The 22,177-nt window shown below is 55.9% G+C and carries 12 protein-coding genes; 9 read left to right on the top strand and 3 right to left on the bottom strand.

Translation table 11 applies throughout. From position 1 onward, the window contains the following. Positions 1-3 precede the first annotated feature (3 nt). Positions 4-1,425, bottom strand: coding sequence for a 3-isopropylmalate dehydratase large subunit (gene leuC / locus Poly41_RS26130; protein WP_146530310.1), 1,422 nt, complete (start codon positions 1,423-1,425; stop codon positions 4-6). Positions 1,426-1,910: 485 nt separating this feature from the next. On the opposite strand from leuC, the gene rpsO reads away from it, so the two are divergent. Together rpsO and Poly41_RS26120 are read left to right on the top strand one after the other, a co-directional pair. Then, on the top strand, positions 1,911-2,180 hold the full coding sequence (gene rpsO / locus Poly41_RS26125) for a 30S ribosomal protein S15 (RefSeq protein WP_146530309.1): 270 nt from the start codon (positions 1,911-1,913) through the stop codon (positions 2,178-2,180). Between the two features lie 331 nt (positions 2,181-2,511). Beyond that, positions 2,512-4,800 (top strand): polyribonucleotide nucleotidyltransferase, encoded by a 2,289-nt coding sequence (locus Poly41_RS26120; RefSeq protein WP_146530308.1) that lies wholly within the window; start codon positions 2,512-2,514, stop codon positions 4,798-4,800. A 398-nt stretch (positions 4,801-5,198) separates the two neighbouring features. Here the strand turns inward: Poly41_RS26120 and Poly41_RS26115 are convergent, their stop codons facing one another. Next, a complete protein-coding gene (locus Poly41_RS26115; RefSeq protein ID WP_146530307.1) occupies positions 5,199-5,885 on the bottom strand; it encodes a 3-keto-disaccharide hydrolase in 687 nt (228 codons plus the stop codon). Between the two features lie 280 nt (positions 5,886-6,165). Beyond that, positions 6,166-7,104, bottom strand: coding sequence for a TolB family protein (locus Poly41_RS26110; protein WP_146530306.1), 939 nt, complete (start codon positions 7,102-7,104; stop codon positions 6,166-6,168). A 491-nt stretch (positions 7,105-7,595) separates the two neighbouring features. On the opposite strand from Poly41_RS26110, the gene Poly41_RS26105 reads away from it, so the two are divergent. From Poly41_RS26105 to Poly41_RS26075, 7 genes are all read left to right on the top strand, one after another. Next, entirely contained in the window at positions 7,596-9,974 is a 2,379-nt protein-coding gene (locus Poly41_RS26105; protein WP_146530305.1) for a glycoside hydrolase family 95 protein, read from the top strand. A 65-nt stretch (positions 9,975-10,039) separates the two neighbouring features. Next, positions 10,040-11,905: a glycoside hydrolase family 97 protein gene (locus tag Poly41_RS26100; RefSeq protein ID WP_146530304.1), complete on the top strand. Its 1,866-nt coding sequence runs from the start codon at positions 10,040-10,042 to the stop codon at positions 11,903-11,905. 39 nt (positions 11,906-11,944) lie between these two features. After that, complete coding sequence (locus Poly41_RS26095; RefSeq protein WP_146530303.1) at positions 11,945-13,447, top strand: alkaline phosphatase D family protein; 1,503 nt, start codon at positions 11,945-11,947, stop codon at positions 13,445-13,447. A 329-nt stretch (positions 13,448-13,776) separates the two neighbouring features. Next, positions 13,777-16,989 carry a GH116 family glycosyl-hydrolase gene (locus Poly41_RS26090; protein ID WP_197231641.1) on the top strand — a complete coding sequence of 1,071 codons (3,213 nt, stop codon included), beginning with the start codon at positions 13,777-13,779 and terminating at the stop codon, positions 16,987-16,989. Between the two features lie 377 nt (positions 16,990-17,366). After that, on the top strand, positions 17,367-18,932 hold the full coding sequence (locus Poly41_RS26085; protein ID WP_390621482.1) for a sialate O-acetylesterase: 1,566 nt from the start codon (positions 17,367-17,369) through the stop codon (positions 18,930-18,932). 43 nt (positions 18,933-18,975) lie between these two features. Further along, positions 18,976-20,553: a sulfatase family protein gene (locus tag Poly41_RS26080; protein WP_231615960.1), complete on the top strand. Its 1,578-nt coding sequence runs from the start codon at positions 18,976-18,978 to the stop codon at positions 20,551-20,553. 125 nt (positions 20,554-20,678) lie between these two features. Next, positions 20,679-22,073 (top strand): sulfatase family protein, encoded by a 1,395-nt coding sequence (locus Poly41_RS26075; protein WP_231615953.1) that lies wholly within the window; start codon positions 20,679-20,681, stop codon positions 22,071-22,073. The last annotated feature ends 104 nt before the right edge of the window (positions 22,074-22,177 follow it).

Raw genomic sequence — 22,177 nt, 5'->3', positions numbered from 1 at the left:
AAGCTACTGTTGTGTGTATTTCCAGTCGCGAATATCGACGAAGTGACCTTTCACGGCCGCTGCTGCCGCCATGGCGGGGCTGACCAGATGGGTCCGGCCGCCTTTTCCTTGGCGACCTTCGAAGTTGCGGTTGCTCGTCGACGCACACCGCTCGCCGGGCGCCAGTTTGTCGGGGTTCATCGCCAAACACATACTACAACCCGCTTCTCGCCAATCGAAACCTGCTTCTCGGAAGATCGTATCGAGCCCCTCGGATTCGGCCTGCTTCTTTACTTGGCCGCTGCCGGGAACCACCATCGCATCGACGCGGCCGTCGACCCGGTAACCTTTGACCACTGCTGCTGCTGCTCGCAAATCCTCGATTCGGGCATTGGTACACGAGCCGATGAAGACGCGATCGAGCGTGACGTCTTGAATTGGCGTTTTCGCCTTCAACCCCATGTACTCAAGCGCTTGAGCCGTCGACTTTTGCTCCGTCGCATCACTGAAGTCACTCGGATCGGGAATCGCGTCGGAAACGCTGCGAACTTGGCCGGGATTGGTCCCCCAAGTGACTTGAGGCTCGATGTCCTTGCCTTGGTAGGTGTTGGACAAATCGTAGCGTGCGCCCTCATCGGAAGGCAGTTTTTTCCACCGCTCGACGGATGCTTGGAAGTTCTGGGGCGATTCAGGAAGCCCGCGCAGGTAGTCAAAGGTCGTTTCATCCGGCGCGATCATTCCGGCTCGGGCCCCCGCTTCGATCGACATGTTGCAGACAGTCATGCGCTCTTCCATTGAAAGAGCTCGCACGCAATCGCCGGTGAATTCCAAGACGTAGCCGGTTCCCCCCGCGGTGCCAATCTGACCGATCAGGTACAGGATCATGTCCTTCGCGGTGACGCCTTTGGCCAGCGTCCCGTCAACACGAAGTTCAAAGGTCTTGGGTTTGAATTGAAGCAGGGTTTGGGTTGCCAGCACGTGTTCCACCTCGCTGGTCCCGATTCCGAACGCCAAGGCACCGAAGGCACCGTGCGTCGCCGTGTGGCTGTCACCACAAACGATCGTCATGCCGGGCTGGGTGTAGCCGTTTTCAGGCCCGATGACGTGCACGATTCCTTGCCGAACGTCGTCGATATCGAACAGCGTGACACCAAATTCCTTGCAGTTTTGCCGCAGTGTTTCAATCTGTTTGCGACTGATTTCGTCTGCGATTGGCAAACTGCGGTCACTGGTGGGGACATTGTGGTCGGGGGTTGCGATCGTTCGCGCGGGGCGCCGCACCGGCCTGCCGGCCAGACGCAGCCCCTCGAAGGCTTGCGGGCTGGTGACTTCGTGGACCAAGTGCAAGTCGATATAGAGGATCGCAGGGCCCGTTTCGGGCTGAAAAACAACATGCTCGTCCCAGATTTTGTCGAGCATCGTTTTGGGGGCAGAAGAATCGGTCATGAGCGTGTGAGAAACCGGGTGGAAGAAACCAGTATTTGTAAGGCTGACACTGTCAACTGTGGACGCCGAACTGTCAACGCCTGGAGGAATGATGCCCCTTGCGGAAGGGCGGGTCGCGCCACCAGAATCGTTGGCATCGTCAGCGCTGCAAGCCATCGATCCGCAGGTGACAGAAATGCCGCGGGTCGGGAACCCACAGCCCGAAACGTTCGGAGTCGGGGGGGGGCAGGGTTCGGGGTTGCGGCCTGCGGAACGGTTGTGGGCTGCGGCACTCCGATCCAAGACGTTGCCAGCGGGGAGCAGGTTCATCCACCGTCGTGGATTTTCGGCCGGTGAAACCACTTTGGGGGGCCATTTGCCGTTGCGTGATTGCCAGCTGCCGGTAAACTACCCGACTGGAGTAGAAAACGATCCAATTGGTTGAAGACGGCGAAACGAAGTCTGAATCAAAGAAACTTGACGTAATAGAAACGAAAAGAACAAGAATGACGATCTCGAAAGAGCGTAAGACCGCAGTCATTGGCGAACACGCGAAGGCTTCCGGCGACACCGGCAGCCCCGAAGTTCAGATTGCGATTTTAACCGAACGCATCAACGGTCTTACGGAACACATGCGGACTCACCGCAAAGATTATGCTTCGCGACGTGGGCTGTTGGGCTTAGTAAGCCGCCGCCGACGGTTGCTGGATTATGTGCGGAGTGAGGACCCGCAGCGATATCTCGATATCATCGGTAAGTTGGGCATCCGTAAATAGCCCAAACGTAGACACCGCATCGGTGCGATTGTTGGCAAACAGCTCGGCTCGCCGAGAGCGGCGGGCCAAAGCATCTTCTCTCTGTTGCATTCCATGCGGTTAATGGCGGCGGTTTGCCGTGCGCTGATTTCGATCGGGTTTCTGCCAGAGGCCATACCACGGCTGTGTGCCACGCCTCGGGTGTCCCTTTCGCTCTTTTTTCGAATCGGCGACCCGCTTCGCTTGTTTGTCTCATGCGCTGCCCCCAAGCATCCACGCTGGAGGGGATCAATCGCGTGAATTCTTTTGTAATGTTAATGAAATTGTAGTAGGTGGAAGGAAGGTTTCCAAAGTGACTGTGAATAAAGTACGAGTTGAAAAGCAAATCGGACACAGCGTGTTGTCGTTCGAAACGGGCCAGTTGGCCAAGCAAGCTGCCGGTTCGGTGATTGTTCAGTATGGCGAGACGACCGTGTTGGTTGCCGCAGCGTCGAGTGACCCGCGGCCGGGACTTGATTTTTTCCCGCTGATGTGTGATTACCGCGAGCGTTTGGCTGCGGCAGGAAAGTTCCCTGGTGGGTTCCTCAAACGAGAGGGACGCCCAAGTACCAAGGAAACGTTGAGTGCCCGTTTGATGGACCGACCGATTCGCCCGTTGTTCCCAGCCGGGTACAAGGACGAAGTTCAGGTGCAAGCGTTCGTTATGGCGAGCGACATGCAAAACGATGGCGACATTTTGGCGATGAACGGTGCCGGTGTGGCGTTGCACATCAGCCCGCTGCCGTTTCAGGGTCCGGTCGCGTCGGTGCGAGTCGGCAAGGTGGACGGGAAGCTGATCGCTTTCCCAACCTTCGATGATCTCGAAGAAAGCGAACTGGACATGATTGTCAGTGGTTCGCGAGACAAGGTCGCGATGATCGAAGGCTTCGCCAACGAGATGGCCGAAGACGAGATGATCGAAGCGATCCATTTCGCTCATGCAACGATCCGAGAAATCATTGAACTGCAGGACGAGCTGTACCAGAAGGTTCAGCCTCAGAAAATCGACTACGTCGCACCCGAGGACGATGGGTTGTTCCAGCGTTTGAATGACGCTTACTACGACCAATTCCGCGACGCCCAGCAGACCTCGGGCAAGCAGAATCGCACCGATGCCGTCAAGGCTCTCCGCGATCGTGCCATGAGCGACGTGATTCCGGATCCGAAAGCCGACGGAGCGATCGATGGAAATCGCTTCAAGTCGGTCTGGCACGACCTCGAAGAAAAGGTCGTCCGCGACTTGATTCTCGCCGGCACACGTCCGGATGGACGCGATGGAAAAAGTTTGCGGTCGATCTACTGCGAAACCGATCTGCTGCCACGAGTTCACGGATCCGCCTTGTTCCAACGTGGCGAAACCCAAGCGTTGATCACCGTCACGCTGGGGACCGCTCGCGACGAACAACGTGTGGATGGATTACAGGAAGAGTACAGCAAGAAGTTCATGCTCGATTACAACTTCCCCTCGTTCTCGGTCGGCGAATGTCGCCCGATTCGTGGCCCAGGACGTCGTGAAATCGGACATGGCTGTTTGGCCGAGCGAAGCGTTGCCCCGGTGTTGCCTGCCGCAGAGGATTTCCCTTACACGATCCGAGTGATCAGTGACATTTTGGAATCCAACGGAAGTAGCTCCATGGCTTCGGTTTGTGGTGCGACGCTCGGCTTGATGGCCGCAGGCGTTCCAATCAGCAACCCGGTCGCCGGTATTTCGGTCGGCTTGGTCCAAGATCCCAACTCGGACCACTTCACGTTGTTGACCGATATTCTTGGCACCGAAGATCACTTCGGTGACATGGACTTCAAGATTGCGGGAACGCAGAATGGGATCACCGGCATTCAACTCGACTTGAAGGTCACTGGAATCAGCGACGAAGTGATTCGAGCAACGCTGAAGCAGTCGCGTGAAGCTCGTATCGAGATTCTCCGTAAGATGTTGACGACCATCCAGCGACCGCGTCGCGAAACGGCATCGACCGCGCCGCGATTGCTGCGAACGAAGATCGCTCCCGATAAGATCGGCGCGTTGATCGGACCGGGCGGAAAGAACATTCGTGGGATCCAAGAAACAACTGGTTGTGTCATCGAAGTCGATGACGACGGAACCGTGTTGGTTGCCAGCACGAACAAGGAATCGGCCGCGGAAGCCATGCGGCAAGTCGAAGCCTGCACGGCAACGGTCCAGATCGGAAAGATCTATGACGGCATCGTCAGCAGCATCAAGGACTTTGGTGCCTTCGTCGAGATCTTGCCGGGCCGCGATGGGCTTTGCCACATCAGCGAATTGAGCAGCGGCTACATCAGCAGCATTGACAAGGTGGTCGCCGTCGGCGATCCGATGAAGGTGTTGGTGATCGACGTCGATGAGCACGACCGCGTCAAATTGAGCCGTCGTCGAGCCTTGGAAGAGTTGGGCGAAGAAGACGAAATGGCAGCCGCAGTGGAAGGCGAAGAGGACGACCGCGGTGACCGTGATGGCGGTGACGGCGAAGATCGACCCCGACGTCGTCGAGGCGGTGGCGGAGGTGGTGGAGGCCGAGGCCGCAGTGGTGGCGGTGGCGGTCGACCCAGTGGCGGAGGCGGCGGTGGCCGCTATCGCGACTAACTGCCAATTGGAGAGTGATTCCTAAGAAAAGGACGGGTGCATGTGTGCCCGTCCTTTTTTGTGCTCATCAGGCGGAAGCGTGCGCTGGAGGTTTTCCAGGGCAATGCTCCGGTGTCCAATCATTGCAGGCAGGAGCTCACTAAGTTTTGGTATCGTGCGGTTGCCGATAGCAAACGGAGTCGAGCTTTGCAGAGGTGCAACTTGACAAGGGATATCCCGGCCGACGGTGCGCCAAGGGTGCAGCCGATTCCCGGCGGACGACGGTCCGTCGGGGACGCTGTCTGAACGCGGTGGCGTATTCCCCGGGTCCGCTTTTTCCCCGGGTCCGCTTTCAGCGACCCGGGGCTACCCTCTTCGATGCCGTTGGCATCATTAGTAAAATTGACGTCCCTCGTCGACTACTTTTCGCCAAGTTCTTTGATCCGCACGTTCTTCCAACGAACTTCGTAGGGCCCCGCGCCTTTCTTGATGCCATGAACTTGCAGGCCGATGAAACCGCTGCTGTCCATGTCATCGGTAAAGTCGGCACAGGGCACTCCGTTCACCCACGATCGAATGCGGTTGCCTTCTGCAACGATGCGATAATGGTTCCACTCGCCGTCCTTTAGCGCCGTTTGTGCCTGGGGCTTATTTGTGAAATCATCGTGCCAACGAGTCCAGCGCGCTTCGTCCCAAAAGTTGCCGGCGACACCACCCGCTGCTTTCGCGATTTCACATTGATAACCGTAGACGACACCCGCTTTGCGGATGTTCTTGGGCTTCGAAGCCTGGGGCGTGTCTTTTTCGTAAACGTGGGAACGAATCTGGATTCCCGAATTAAGTTCCGGATCACACTTCACGTCTAATTCCAGCTCGAAGTCCGAATAAGGGCCTTTGCATAGAAACGTATTGGCACTGCCCTCAACGGTCGTCCCCACAATCGCGGAGTCTTCGACTCGATACTGCGCGGTTCCTCCACGGACGGTCCAATCGTCGATGGACTTGCCATCAAACAAGGGCTTCCAGCCATCGTCGGCTGCATTGCAGACGAGGGTTGCGGCACAGGAAAGGGCAAGGCAAAAAAGGAACGTCAGTGTGGTCTTCATCGGCAGGCTCGCTTACAGGATAGGGGGAAGGGATTGTGCACACGGCAAACGACCAATCTTACACCGATTTCGGTCGTCTTGCTGCGGACGCTTTCCATCCAAGTTGACTTGCTAGGAAATGCTGGCGGGAAAATGCAGGCGTGATCGCTTTCTGCCACTCTTTTTCCGATTAGCTCCCACATCATTTACAAAAACACGCTAGCGGACCGTCAGCAATGAATTTGGCTCATCCGGCGGAAGCGTGCGCAGGAGGTTTTCGAGGCATCTCTCCGAAGTCCGTTCATTTCGGCAAACGCGAAAACTGGGACGTTTCCCAGTAAGCCTGATCGGTCGCGTAGGAATCGATCGGCGCATCGTCCGCCGGGACGGTACCGAGTACCCGATGCAATGTGAACGTGCCACCGATCGTTAAGGGCTCCGATCCGCCAGAAAAGTTGGCGGGTTTGGGAAGTTGTTCGAGTATCAGCAGTTTCTCGATCTCCCCTCTTTGGATGCCTTCCATATTGCGGCCTTGATAGACATCCGCCAGGAACAGGCGTCCGGTCGCGGATGCTGGTTCATAATGGCTTGCAGTGTTCGCCTCTCGCACGCGTGCACGCAACGGGCGAGGTTCGTGGCACTGCCAACGGGCATCTGTCTGTTTCGGCTCAAAGATCGATTCCGTCTCGCCTTGCCCATTCAAGAAATGGATTCCTTTCGTATTTGCAACGAGGAACAGGTCTTCGCTGAGCGGGTACGGATCGCGGTAGCTTTTCGAGCTAATTCGGCGAGTCATCTGCATGTCGTCAGGACCGCCATTGGGATCGACAATCGTGACAAACCCCATGTGTTCGGGGATGCCATGTCCAGGTGAAAAGGACGCCACGATCTTGTTCGTGTTCGGAATTGGCTTGGCATCGATCATCACATAGCCTGGATACTGATTGCCAAAATACACCATCACGGATGTCCCGTCGGGGTTGATCGTCCAGAGGTGATGGTAGAGCAGTTGATTGCGGTCAACGTATTCCCATCGCATGTAGAGTACGCGACCGTCGGGCAGCATCCATGGCGTGTTTTCCTGTTCTGCATTGTTAGACAGCATGCGTATGCCGGTGCCATCCGCATTGCAGCGGTAGAGTGTGGCAACTTGGGTTTTCCAGCAGGGCACAAAGCGATGACAGCGACTCAAACAGAAGATGATCGCTCCATCAGGTGCGTAGATTGGCTCGATGAGCATCCGAACGTCGTCTTGTTTTCGACGTCGACTCCCCAATGCCTACGCATGGTAGGGGTTGCACGGTCGTGGCACGGGGTAACACGACGAGTGTTGATCGAGTCCGTCTTGCCGATGATAAGGAGGTTCGCCGTGAACCTTGTCTATTTCTGAGGTTCTTGCCTATCTGCAAACCCAAAATGCCGTCGCTGCCACAGACCATCACAAACGACGCTATGATAGAGACCGATCGGTTGGCATCGCCCCAGGCTAAGTCAAACCGAACGGTGAGAAATCCTCGTAAGACCGCCAAACCTAGCTGGGCAGCGCCACCATAGGAGCGGCAAGGCGCTAGCCGCCGGTTCGGACTATGAAATACCGGCGGCTAACGCCTTGCCGCTCAGTCCGAGATTGATTCAGAAAATTACGGTAAGTCGCCCACAAGGTGGCGTTGTCGAGCTAGATACAACGTGTCGCTGTTCCATTTGTACGCAAACAGCAAATATGGACGAACCATGATGAACCTACGACCCGTGATTTTGGCCGCTGTGTTGCTTGCTGCCACCAACACGCAGGCCAAGACGCCTCCGCCGAATGAAGACAATAATCCCCAAGCTGACTTCACCTTTACCGAGGATGCTCCGGCTCCCTCCGAACCCTTGACGCTTTGGTACCGCAAGCCTGCCACCAAGTGGGAGACCGAAGCGCTGCCCGTGGGCAACGGTCGTTTGGCCGCGATGGTGTTCGGTGGCATCGACCATGAACGAATCCAGTTCAACGAAGAAACGGTCTGGGAGGGTGCTCCTGGCGACACCAACAATCCCGAGGCCTTGGCAGCCTTGCCCGAGGTTCAGCGGTTGCTGTTTGAGGGAAAGAATGGCGATGCCAACCGCATCGCCAAGCAGAAGATGATGGGAAGTCCCTATCGGATCAAGTCCTATCAGACTCTCGGTGACCTCTTTCTTGACTTTCCTGCTGCCGATACCGTCTCCGGTTATCGTCGCGATCTGGATCTGACCACGGCTATCAGTCGAGTGCAATTTACCGTTGATGGAGTCGAGCACACTCGCGAGGTCTTTGTCTCGGCCCCAGATCAAGCCATCGTGATTCAGCTGGCGGCCGACGGGCCGGGACAGATCAGCTTTACCGCCGGCTTGCAACGTGATGATGCCACCACGTTGGTCGATTCACGCGATCGGCTGATCCTGCGAGGTCAACTCACCGGAGTTCAATACGAGGCCCAGCTCTTGCCCAGGGTCCGTGGCGGAAGTGTTACGACCAAGGACGGCACGCTGATCATTGAGAAGGCCGATGAAGTCACACTGCTTTTGGTTGGAGCCACCAGTTACAACAATGCCAAGGACCTCTCTGGCAATGCCACAGCTCGCTGCGAAAAGGCCCTCTGGGCTGCGGCCGAGAAGTCGTACTCGCAGTTGCGTACCGCACACCTGGCCGACTATCAGTCACTCTTTCATCGGGTCAAGCTCGACCTCGGCAGCAGCGATGCGGTTAAGAAGCCAACGGACGAACGTTTGCAGGCTGTGAAAAAGGGCAGCCACGACCCTCAATTTGAAACACTCTACTTTCAGTACGGACGGTATTTGCTGATCAGCAGTTCGCGGCCTGGAACACTCCCCGCCAATCTTCAGGGTAAATGGTGTCAGCATTACGTCGCCCCTTGGAACAGCGATTATCACACCAACATCAACCTGCAGATGAACTACTGGCCTGCCCAGCCCTGCAATCTCTCGGAATGTCACCTTCCCTATTTCGACTATATGGAAAGCCTGGTTCCCTTCGGTGAAGCGACTGCCAAGGTTCACTACGGAGCTCGTGGTTGGGTCTTACATCATCTGTCGGACATTTACGGCTTCACCACTCCGGCGGATGGTGTTCACGGCGTTTGGCCCGTGGGAGCCGCCTGGGTGGTGCGCGACATGATGGAACACTATTGGTTCAGCGGAGATCGCGAGTTCCTGGCTGAGCGCGCCTATCCCCTCATGAAGGGTGCAGCCCGCTTCGTATTGGACTTCTTGGTCGAGGCACCCGAGGGGACTCCAGCGGCGGGCAAGCTGGTCACCAATCCATCACACTCGCCAGAAAACGCGTTCATCATGGCCGACGGCACCGAGTCGGTGTTCACGTACGCGGCCACCATGGACTTGCAGATCGTTCACGACCTTTTCGTCAATGTGCTGGAAGCCAATAAGGTGCTGGCTCCTAAGGGTGACCTTGACCAAGAGTTCTGTGGCGAGATCCAAGCAGCATTGGAGCAACTACAACCCATGCAGATCAGTCCCAAAACGGGTCGATTGCAGGAATGGGTGGAAGACTATGGAGAGAAGGATCCCAAGCATCGGCACACCTCGCATCTGTTTGGGCTGCATCCCGGACGCCAGATCACGCGCAATGCGACCCCGGAACTGTTTGAGGCGGCAAGAAAATCGCTGTTAGCTCGGGGCGACTTCGGCACAGGCTGGAGTATGGCTTGGAAGGTGAACTTTTGGGCCCGTTTTCAGGACGGCGACCATGCCCATCTCTTACTGACGAACCTCTTGAAGAAGGGGACTCTGCCCAATCTCTTCGACACGCATCCGCCGTTCCAAATTGACGGCAACTTTGGTGGTACAGCCGCTGTCGCAGAAATGCTCCTGCAAAGTCACGACGGGGAAGTCCATCTGCTGCCCGCCTTACCCAAGGCGTGGCCAACCGGTTCGGTAGAGGGCTTGCGTGCACGCGGTGGTTTTGAAGTGGACATCCAATGGAAAGATGGCCAGTTGACCGAAGCAACGATTCGTTCACTCAGTGGAAATCGTCTACGACTTCGATATGGAACGGAGACCTGTGAGCAAGAACTCGCCAAAGGCGATCGTTTCACTTGGAACGGCAGATGAAGAAAACGTGACGTCTTGAGAACCTGTGCCGCGATCAGCGGTTTGAGCGTGTGGAGGAAGAGTCGATGCAGAAGTACTTGGTAGCGGTTGTTGCAGGCGCCATTGCTGCGACGAATTTGTATGCGGCCCCCGTAACCCTTCAGTCCCCGGACGGGCAAGTTGCGGCATCGTTCGCGGTGGAAAACGGGGAATTGATCTATTCCATCTCTAAGAGGGGCAATCCGGTTGTCGGCTCCTCGAAGATGGAAATCTTTGCGGGTGCGGAAATGGTATGGGTCGGGCAATCCATCCGCGACAACGATTCGAGCTGGACGCCCGTGTATGGCCAATTCAGCTCCATCCGCGACCACTATCGCGAGCTGACGCTTTCGCTGACGGCGGGCGGCACGCCGGTGAAGTTGCTTTGCCGCGCATTCGACACGGGAATCGGGTTTCGTTTTGTCTTGTCGGAAGCGTCCGCGGGTAAAGACATGACGTATACCAGCGAGTACAAGGTGCTCAATGGAGCGGCACACTATGCTGGGCAACGCGGCGCACCGATTGCCAACGTCACGAGAGCAAAGAATATCTCGGTTCCCTTGGTAACCGAGCGCACGGATGGCTTGCACGTCGCGCTGCTTGAGTCCGATCTCTATTCCGCAGCCGGGTTCGAGAGTATGCAAATTCGCTTTGCTGCGGCCACGAAAGGGCTCGTGGCGACCCATTCCGCGGTTTCGATCGGCGCAGCGCAGCTCACCCCGTGGCGGGTCGTTTTGATTGGCGAAACGGCCGGGGATTTGACGGTGAACACCGTCGCATTGAATCTGGCTGCACCTTGCGAACTGGCAGATACCGATTGGATCAAGCCAGGCAAAGGGCTCTGGGACTGGAGGATTCACGGCTACAACAACGGCGAGTTTGTCTATGGCATTGATACCCGCAGCTACCTTCGTCTGATCGATTTCTGCGCCGAACAGGGGCTCGAATACTTCACCGTTGACGACCATTGGTTCAAGACAGCGGGCAGTGGAAAGATGACGGTTGCTCCGGAAGTCGACATTGCCAAGGTGACGGCCTACGCCAAGGAAAAGGGCGTCAGGATCATGCTCTACTACGATCGTAAGAAGGGCGACTTTGGTGATCCGACACTCTTCAACCATTACGCCGGTCTGGGCGCCGCAGGGATGAAATATGGCTTCATGGGCAACCGTGCCGGTTTCACTCGGGATGCCATCAATGCGTCCGCAGAAAACAAGCTTCTCATCAACTTTCACGACGGCCCGGTGCCCATGACGGGTGTGGAGCGGACGATGCCCAATCTGATCACCCGCGAATACTGCCATGCACAGCAAGACAGCCGAAGTGCCTTTACGCCCGAGACGTTTCTCCAGATGGCGATGGTCAGTGCGTTGGTTGGCCCGCTCGATATGGCCAACGGCAATTTCGGGATCAAAAGCATCAATGCGGGTGAGCGAGAGAAGGGGCCGAGAAAGAAGAACAGCTATGTCTCAACGGTGGTCAGCGAGGTCGCCCGCACCTTGGTGATCTATACCGGGCTCGTCACGCTTCCCGATGCTCCGGAAGAGTATCTGAAGAAGGCTGACCTATTCGAATTGCTGAAGGTCATGCCCGCGACGTGGGATGAGACCCGCGTCCTCAATTCGAAGATCGGAAACTACATCACGGTCGCCCGTCGTAGCGGCGATGTTTGGTTTGTCGGTTCGGTCAGCGACCAAACCGAGCGTACGCTCGAGGTACGGCTTGACTTCCTTGAGCCGGGCAAGACCTACGAGGCTACTCTCTATCAGGATGCACCGAATGCACACGGGGTCGAGAATCCGGAGGCCTATGAAATCACCCCCGCGACCGTAAAACGCGGCGACGTGGTTTCGGCCAAGATGGCTGTTGGCGGCGGACAGTGTATGTGGATTCGTCCCCAGGGCGACAGCTGATTCATTCAAAAAGCAAAGAGAACAAGGTAGGAGCTCGTGATGAAAAAGGGCATGGTTGCGGCCATACTTCTGCTTGCTGGAATATTCTCGCTGAATCCTTCGGGCGTACTTGGGGAAGAGAATTCGCTGCATCAGCAGCTCAAGACCGGGGATTTGGAAGCAAGTCTCCGAATTCTTAACCTGTGGGGCGAACAGCCCGCTGTTAAGCAAAACCTACTTAAATTTGCCTATGCCTATTTGAGCGCATCCAAAGACCGTACCTTCGCGGGGCTAGCCGAACAGCCGGAATTCCAGACGCTCTGTCGGCAGGCGGAAATGACACATTTGGGCGGCCCCTTGTTGGGATCGGTCACCGAAACGGGATCCAACGTCTGGATCCGTACCCTGAAGCCTGCAAAGGTGGAGGTACAGGTGTCGGTGGACGGTGAAAATCGGTCCTATGGGCCCGTCAACAGCACGGTCGAATCGGATCTGACGGCAGTCGTCACGGTCACAGACCTGAGCTCTGGCACACGCTATCCCTACCGGGTTCTGGTGGACGGCAAGCCGGTCTCCCTTCCTGCACCTACAGCATTGGTGACGGCGCCTGCCGCAACGACTTCGGGCAAAGTCCGCATCGCATTCGGAAGCTGTTTTCACCGATGGGGGATAGGGAATCTGAAGCAGGCGGATTTGATTCGTAGCCGAAAACCGTCGGCCATACTGCTGCTTGGGGATATTGCGGTGCAGGATAGATGGAACCATTTGGGATTGCACCGCATGGACTACTTGATGCGGGATCTGACACCGGCCTGGCAGAATCTGGCAGCGACCGTTCCCGTTTACGCGACGTGGGACGATCACGACTATTTCAGTAACGACAAGGCGGGCGTTCCAAAAGGTTATACCGAACAAGACAAAGCAGGCGTATGCGATGTATTTAAGCAGGCCTGGAACAATCCGTCCTATGGATTCAATGACGAGCGTCGCGGGGTTTTTCTGCGTGCACGGGTGGGACCTTGCGACGTGGTCATGGTCGATAATCGGTACTTTCGCAAAAACGAGAAGGGATCTTTTCTGGGCGATGAACAGATGAAGTGGCTTGAAGAGCAACTGCTTGACTGCAAGGGGCCGTTCATCATTCTCTCTTGTGGTTCGATGTGGAGTGACTATGTGTCGAAAGGAAAAGACTCCTGGGGCGTCTGGGACCCAGAGGGGAGGGAGCGCATCTTCCGCCTGATCGAGAAGAATCGGATCGGCGGCGTCCTGCTCATCTCTGGCGACCGGCACGGTGCCCGCGGATTTCGCATTCCACGACCCTCCGGCTTTTCCTTCTACGAGTTTGAGGCCGGCAGTCTGGGAGGTCGATCTGGTCCCTCGGTGACGAGCGAAAAGTGGGATACACAGTTTTACGGCATATCCGGTCAGTACGCCTTTGGTGAGTTCTCCATTGATGCCGAACTGCCCGACCCGGAAGTGACTTTCCGGCTGATCAAAGAGAATGGTACCGAGATTCACAAGCTGATCTTAAAACACAGTCAGTTGACTCCTCCGGGACTCTAGCTGGACAGCGCCAATTTTGGAGTGGAAACGTTGCAAAGACAAGCACGAAACGCAAGCGAGTGAGTATTGACGTAAGTGATTCACGCTGCTTGCGCTTCGTGCTTGTATGAAGATGACAGTGGCGCTGTCCAGCTAAGAGCTCATTGGCCGTTCGCTGCGACAATCGAAAGAACAGGAAAAACGAAATGACTTCAATTCACTCAGAAAACAAAACTTCCTCGTGTTGTTCCTCTTCCTGCGATTGCGCGCCGCAAATCAGTCGCCGAGATGTTCTACAGGTTTTAGGTGCAACGGCTACCGCTTCTGCCCTTCCGATCGGTGCGCAGGTGATGGCTGGTCCGTTTACGGCCGAAGATGTCGCGGGTCATCTGATCCCTGCCGATAAAAAGCTGACGCCCGAGTGGATCGCCTCGCTGACCAAGCGTGGCGAACCCGAAGTGTTCTCGGGTGAACAGCTCAAGTATGTTGGGATGCCTGTTGGTGGCATTGGCTGCGGGCAGCTTTACCTGGCCGGTGATGGCCGGCTGTGGTTGTGGGATATCTTCAAGTGCAACTACACACGCGAACGCGATCACGGCAAACGCATTTCGGCATTTACACTCGGTGGACACTACGCCCAACCAGTCCCAGCCGGTGAAGCGTACACCGAACGAAACGGCGCCGACGTGGCGCAGGGATTCCTGATCCGCGCTACGAAGTCCGACAAGACAACGACGAGAACGCTCGATCGACAAGGCTTCCCCGACGTGACGTTTCGGGGGGAGTATCCGATTGGCAAAGTGACCTATGCCGAGAAGGGATTTCCCCTTGAGATCACGCTTGAGGCGTTCAGTCCTTTTATTCCCCTCAATGCGAAAGACTCTGCTCTGCCGGCGACGGTGATGAGCTACACCGTTACGAATACGTCAGACGCTGACGTGGATGTCGACCTCGGCAGCTGGATGCAGAACGCGACCTGCCCCTATTTGACGGATTCCGCTCTCGGCCAGCGCAGGAACCGGATTATCGAAGGCGGCGGCCGGGTCAGTATGCTTAGCACGGTGGAGCCCTTTGCAACGGCATCCTCCCCACGAGAAGACATTCTCTTCGCCGATTTCGAGGCCGAAGATTGGGGCGATTGGGTCGTCGAGGGTGCTGCCTTCGCGGGTGGTCCATTCCCGGTCAAATCGCGGTCGGTCGAGCAGAAAATCACGGGCCACACGGGCCAGCACATCGCGAATTCGTACAACACACGTCTTGGTGGCGATCACATCGCCGCGGACTCCTGCACCGGTACGTTGGTCAGCCCAGAGTTCACCGTCGAGCGAAACTCGATCTACATGACGGTGGGTGGCGGCAGTCGAAAGGGCGTGTACGTGGTGGTGATGGTTGACGGCAAAGAGGTCGCCCGCGTCGCCGGCAAGAACAGCAGTACGCTGAATCCGGTGTCAATCGACATGACGGCCTACCAAGGCAAGAAGGCCCGCATCCATATCGTCGATGAGGTCACCGGTGGCTGGGCTCACATTACCGTGGACCAGATCGTCTTCACCGATGGAACGCGTGCCGACGGCAGGATCGAAGACAAACACGGGTACGGATCCACCACGCTGACGTTGCTAGATGACGCAGCGGCAGAGGGGCTGACGGTTTCGGCCGCTCCGTCGCTGACCGATCCGGAGAGCCCGTCTGAACTCTTTAAGCAGGCGAAACCCCTCGCGCACAGAGAAGATGCCGTCAAACCGCTTGGAGAGTTGCTCGTCGGCGGGTTGTTTGCTGCATTCCGGTTGGCGCCGGGGGAATCGAGAACCGTGGACTTTGCCGTCACCTGGTATTTCCCCGACTATAACGAGAAGGGCGAAGGTCGTAGCCAGATGCTCGGCATTCAGGATTTTGCCAAATTGCACAGGCACTATGCGCCTTGGTTCGGATCGGCTGGCGAAGTTGCCGGTTACGTTGGCGAGAACAAACAGCGACTGCTTGGTGGCACGCGTACGTGGAACAGGACTTGGTATGACAGTACACTGCCCTACTGGTTGCTCGATCGCAGTTTCATTGCGATCGATTGCATCGCAAGCCAAACGTTTCATTGGTTCGACAACGGCCGGCCTTATGCGTGGGAGGGTGTGGATTGTTGCCCCGGCACCTGCACGCACGTGTGGCACTATGCGCAATCGCTGGGCAGGGTGTTCCCCGAGCTTGAGCGAGCCTTTCGCGAGAGAGTGGACTTCAAAACTGGCATCGGCTTTCATCCCGATTCCGGCATCATTGGGCATCGTGGCGAAGTCCATGCCACTCCAGCCATCGACGGCCAGGCTGGTTCGATCCTGCGGGCTTACCGCGAACATCAGATGTCGGCCGACAGTGAATTCCTGAAACGGATCTGGCCGAATGTCAAACAAGCAACGGAGTTTTTGATTCGTGAAGACGGCGACGGTAACGGGCTGCTCGAAGGTAAACAGCAGCACACACTCGATGCCTCCTGGTACGGACCGATGGGTTGGTTAAGTGGAATGTACCTCGGGGCTCTGGCGGCGGGCGAAGCGATGGCGGTCGAGATGGGCGACACAGACTTCGCCAGGCAGTGCCGCACGATCATCGATCGGGGTACTAAGAATATCGTCGCGGAAGTGTTCGACGGTGAGTACTTCATTCACAAACCCGACCCGGCCAAACGTGCCCTCAATTCGAACAAGGGTTGTCACATTGACCAAGTGCTTGGGCAGGCCTGGATGCACCAAGTGGGCCTGGGCCGCGTGATTCCGCAGCAAGAAACGGTTTCAGCGCTCAACAGCCTGTGGAAGTACAATTTCGCCCCCGACGCTGGCCAATATTCCCTGGATCACATCGAGATCGAAAAGGCGTTCCGCTGGTATGCAATGCCCGGAGAAGCCGGTTTGCTGATGTGCACGTGGCCGAAAGGCGGTGCGACCGAGGCCGTTCCTGGAGATGACCTGCGGACTAAAGAGAACCCACCGGTGTATACCGGCCCGGGCGGCTATTTCAACGAATGCATGAACGGCTTCGAGTATCAGGTTGCAGCCCACATGGTCTACGAAGGAGAACCCGGCGACGCGCTGGTCGAAAAGGGATTGGCCATCGCGAAGGCGGTGCATGAGCGTTACGGTGCGGACAAGCGGAATCCTTACAACGAGATCGAATGCGGCGATCACTATGCTCGCTCCATGGCCAGCTATGGTGTCTTCCTAGCCGCTTGCGGGTTCGAGTACCACGGGCCGAAAGGACGCATCGGGTTTGCCCCACGCATATCGCCGGACAACTTTAAGGCCGCGTTCACCGCGGCCGAGGGCTGGGGCAGCTTCGCCCAGAAAGTGACGGGCGACCAACAATCCGCGTCGATTGAGTTGCACGATGGAGAGCTTGTGTTGAACGAACTTGCCATCGATCAAGTCGCCAGTACGGTGGCGGATCGTGCGCTCGTAGTCGTTGATGGGAAGGAGATTCCGGCGGAGTTCCAACTTCAGGCAGGCCGTTACGTTGTTCGTTTCCCGAAAGGTCTTAACCTGAAAGCGGGTCAGGAAGTGCGGGTGCGTTATGGTTAGCACCTATCCGAAAAGGGGTCTGACCCTCTCTTGGTCTGAGCGTATCGGTAGCGATTCCATTGGAAAACAACGAGTTTTTGAGCAATCAAAACGTCGGTCGACAAAGGGTCAGACCCCTTTTCGGATAGGTTGTTAGTTCGATTGTTACGACAGATTGTGAACCGACCGGCTGTGCAAAAAGAGAAGTGGAAACTACCAAACGGAACCTAAGTGGACAGCCCCCTTTATGAGCGGCAAGGCGCTAGCCGCCGGTTAGGACCATGAAATACCAGCGGGTAGCGTCTTGCCGCTCCGTCCGAGATTGATTCAGCAAATGACGGCAAATCGCCCACAAAGTGGTGCTGTCCAGTTCGTAAAAAGTCACGAAGGAAACGTCCATGAATAGCAGGAAAATTGGCATGAAGAATCGTTGTTTGCTAGTTACCGCAGCCACTCTATTGCTTGCCGTTGAAGGCTTGATTCCCAATGCTGCAAGAGCGGAACTAACGGTGGGTTCTCTGTTTAGAGACCATGCGGTATTGCAGCGTGACATGCCGGTGCCAGTCTGGGGCAAGGCCGAGTCGGGAGCGACCATCACGGTCGAGTTTGCCGGGCAGAAAAAATCGGCAATCACAAATACCTCCAAGCGTTGGACGATAGAACTCGATCCAATGCCCTCTACTTCCAAGCCTCGGATCATCAAAGTTACTTCTTCTGTTGGAAACGAACGATTGGAAATCGGCGACGTCGTCGTTGGCGAAGTCTGGATCTGTTCGGGGCAGTCAAACATGCATATGGGATACGCTGCGGTACCCGAAATCGACGCATTGGTGCCAACCGCAGAAAACATCCGCAGTTTTACGGTTCATCGCACGGTCGCTTTCGATCAGCAGGAAGCTTGTGATGGCGAATGGGCAGAGCAACCCCCTAACAGCGCCGTGGCTTTCGCATTTGCTCACGAGCTTGAGAAGTTCGCAAAAGTACCCATCGGTATTGTCCTCACCTGCTGGGGCAGCTCATCAATCGAAGCGTGGATGCCACGTGATATGACGCAAACGGTGCCACATTTCAAAACGATGATGACCGAGTTCGATGCCGACACAGCCACCCGTCAACGCATCGCCTCGATCTTGGACGGCCCAAGACCGTGGAGCGGGCAAGACGATATCTTTCTGCGTCGGCAATCGAATCTTCTCTATAATGCGATGATGCATCCGCTTGCTCCCTATGCCTGCCGTGGTTTGGTCTGGTATCAGGGCGAACGGAACACTCAGTCCATGTTTGGCATGGTAAAAGAGCCGTGGTACAGCCGTCACTCTGGTATGTTGAAATATGGAGACACGCTCAAAAAGTGGGTGCTGCGAAATCGCAAAGAGTGGAACAATGACGAAATGCACTTTCTTGTCGTGATGCTGCCAGGCTTTTACAAAGCGTTGGAGACAGGACCGCGATTGGGTGCGGAACATCCCGAGACTCATTCCTGGGCTTGGATGCGTGAGTCTCAGTTACAGGCATTGGAGCTTGCGCACACAGGTGTCGCCAACACAATCGATCTGGGCGATGTCAAGAATATTCATCCTAAAGACAAACTCCCTATCGGAAAGCGGCTTGCTCTTCTGGCAGCTCGCGACACGCTGGGGCTAGATCTCAAGGCGCACGGGCCGGTGATGAAAAGGGTCGATGTCACAGGAGATCATGTGGTCGTTCACTTCGACCATGCCGACGGGCTAACCACCACGAATGGCAATGCACCGACCGGATTCTGGCTTGCGGATGATTCCGCCAAATGGGTGAAAGCCGAGGCTGTTCTGAGCGGCCAGACTGTCATACTAAGTTCACCGGAACTGACAAAGCCTCGTTTCGTCCGCTATGCCTTTGCAGGAAAACCGCGAGTGAACTTGGTCAATGATGCTGGACTTCCGGCTTACCCGTTCCGGACCGATCAATTCGCGCCGCGACAGTAGAACCTATCTATTTAAAAGTACTTCGGAAAATGCCGTGGTGAATATGTTGAACGTGGAAATCGAAACCGCAAACAAAGACACACAAGCTTTCGATTCGAAGATGCGAGGGCTCGTTCTTAATCGTGTTGGGCTTGCTATCGCTCTGGCGTACATCATGCCGGCGTTGGTCCTTCAAGCGGAATCGAGTGAAACGCAAACTCGGCCCAACGTCATCTTTATGCTTGCTGACGATCTGGGTTACTCGGACGTCGGCTGTTATGGCGCGACAAAGGTCAAGACTCCACACATCGACCGACTTGCAGCAGAAGGGTACAGATTCACTGATTTCCACACTGCCGCCTCGATCTGCTCACCGTCTCGAGCGGCGTTTCTAACTGGCGGCTATCCTCAGCGTGCTGGACTCTATATGGGAATCAATCCGAACCGGACGGCCCATTGGTTCCTTGGACTGCATTCTGATGAGATCACAATTGCTGAACCGTTCAAACAGCAGGGTTACGCAACCCACATGGTCGGCAAATGGCACCTCGGCACCGAACCGGAGTTTCTGCCGCGAAAACAGGGTTTCGACCATTACTACGGCATGCCCTGTAACTATGCCCATTCGCCGAAGTTCTTCGACAACGATGAAGAAGTCTTCGCCACAACGCCCCTCGATCAACTAACACAGCTCTATACGCAGCGCGTCACGTCGATCATTCGTGATCAGGCGAAAAGTGGCGAGCCGTTCTTTCTATACTACGCCCACAACTATCCGCATACGCCCTATCAGGCAGGCAAACCTTTCAAGGGGACTTCACAGGATGGCGTCCGTGGGGACGTGATGCAGGAACTCGACTGGAGCGTCGGTAAGATGATGACCGCACTGAAGGAAACGGGCATCGCGAACAACACCCTTGTTGTCTTTACCTCAGACAATGGGCCGACTTCCAACACGTACGCCAAACCTTTTCGAGGAACAAAGTACGTAACATTCGAAGGAGGCCATCGTGTCCCGTTTATCTTCCATTGGCCGGCTCGGGTCAAAGAGCCATCCGTTTCGGACATAAGTATTCACGCGATGGACGTCTTCCCGACATTGTCCGCAGCGATCGGAGCCCCACTTGCGAAAGATCGTGTTTTCGACGGTGAAAACCTGTTGCCGCTTCTTGACGGGATGCCGCTGAAACGGCAGACTGCCCAACCCTTCTACTACTACAACTGCGAGAACCTTCAGGCGATTCGCTGTGGTGAGTGGAAACTCCATCTGCCGCGCAGCAAGCAGCAACTGCCATTCTGGGATAAAAATAGAGCGTTCGCCAACCTTCAACGTCCCGTTCTCTACAACTTGCATTCCGACGAAGCCGAAAGCACGGACCTGGCGGCCGACAATCCTGAAGTCGTGCGGCAGATGATGGCGCTTGCTCAATCCGCTCGAGATGACCTCGGCGAATTCATGCAACGCGGCAAGTCACAACGTCCGACCGGCTCGCTGTTTCCCGATGGCCCCGTGATCAGTCACGAGAAAGACTGGGATACGGTCGATTCAATCACGATCAAAGCAATCGCCCGGGAACGACAGAAAAGACATCCAGATCCGAACACGAAAAACGTGACACCTCGTCGAAAGAAGCAGAAATGAAAACGTTGCAAGCATTTGGTGTTAGGATTGCTCGAAAAAATGCTGACGGAATAAGTGTAGTGGAATTCGCCAGAATTCCCTGGGTAGGAGTTCTGACGAACTCCACTACGGCACTTATTGTCCGAATGACCCTTAGTCTCACTTGCCTCGGATTGATTCAAACGCTCAGCGCCGCAGAAAAACCCAACTTTGTCGTCATCTTCACCGACGATCAGGGCTACGGCGATCTCAGTTGCTATGGCGGCGAGCACGTCAGTACGCCTCGCATCGATCAGATGGCAGCGGAAGGTTCTCGGCTGACGAGTTTTTATGTGGCGGCACCCGTTTGCACTCCATCTCGGGCCGCGTTGATGACTGGGTGCTACCCAAAGCGAATCGGCATGGCCGTGGGGTCGAATTTTGGAGTGCTCCTTGCCGGAGACAGAAAGGGGTTGAATCCTGACGAAATCACGATCGCTGAGGTCCTGAAAACTGCCGGATACAAAACCGGCATCTTCGGCAAGTGGCATCTCGGAGATCAGTCACCGTTTCTGCCTACCAAGCAAGGCTTCGATGAATATTTCGGAATTCCCTACAGCCACGACATCCATCCGTTTCATCCCAGGCAGGATCACTACAAATTCCCACCGCTGCCTTTACTTGAAAATGAGACGGTGATCGAGATGGAACCTGATGCCGACTACTTGACAAAGCGAGTCACGGAACACGCGGTGTCCTTCATCGAGAGAAACAAGGACGAGCCGTTCTTTCTCTACGTTCCACATCCCATTCCCCACGCTCCATTGCACGTTTCGCCTCCTTTTCTGGAAGGTGTTTCAGACGAGATCGTGGCGACGCTGAGCGAAGAAAACGGTAGGATCGACTACCGCGCGCGGGACCAGATCTTTCGCCAGGCCATCGCAGAAATCGACTGGTCCGTCGGACAAATCCTTGACACGCTCAAAGCCAACGGTCTCGACGAAAACACGCTCGTCCTGTTCACGTCCGACAATGGGCCGCCGAAGAACACCCTTTTTGCCAGTCCAGGCCCGTTGCGTGGGAACAAGGGCACAACCTTCGAAGGCGGCATGCGTGAGCCGACCGTCGTCCGCTGGCCAGGGCAAATCCCCGCCGGAAAGTCAAACGACGAACTGATGACGACGATGGATCTGTTGCCGACTTTTGCGAAGCTGGCTGGCGCGAAGGTACCAACCGATCGGATGATCGATGGCAAAGACATTTGGCCAACGCTCACGGGGAACGCAGGCACGCCACATCAAACATTCTTCTATCACCAAGGCAACACGCTCAGCGCGGTGAGGTCGGGGAAGTGGAAACTGCATGTGAACAAAGGAAAGCCCACACAGCTTTACGATTTGGAGAGCGACATCGGCGAGAAGGAGAACGTCGTCAAGTCAAATCCGGATGTCGTGCGAAGGCTAAACGAGTATTTGCAGACGTTTGCAAAAGACATCGCCGACAACAGCCGACCCGCCGCTTTTGTCGACAATCCAAAACCGCTTGCGAAGGCTAACAAGTGACTATTCTTAGCTTCTGGATTCAAGTCGTAAAGATGAAAAATGCAATGCGATTTACGGTCTGTCTGCTTTTCACATTGAGCATAACGGCGAATGCGGCACGTCCT

Source organism: Novipirellula artificiosorum (assembly GCF_007860135.1).
Taxonomy (GTDB): domain Bacteria; phylum Planctomycetota; class Planctomycetia; order Pirellulales; family Pirellulaceae; genus Novipirellula_A; species Novipirellula_A artificiosorum.
Note: the sequence above shows the minus strand (reverse complement) of the source record. Positions and strands in the feature narration are given on the sequence as shown.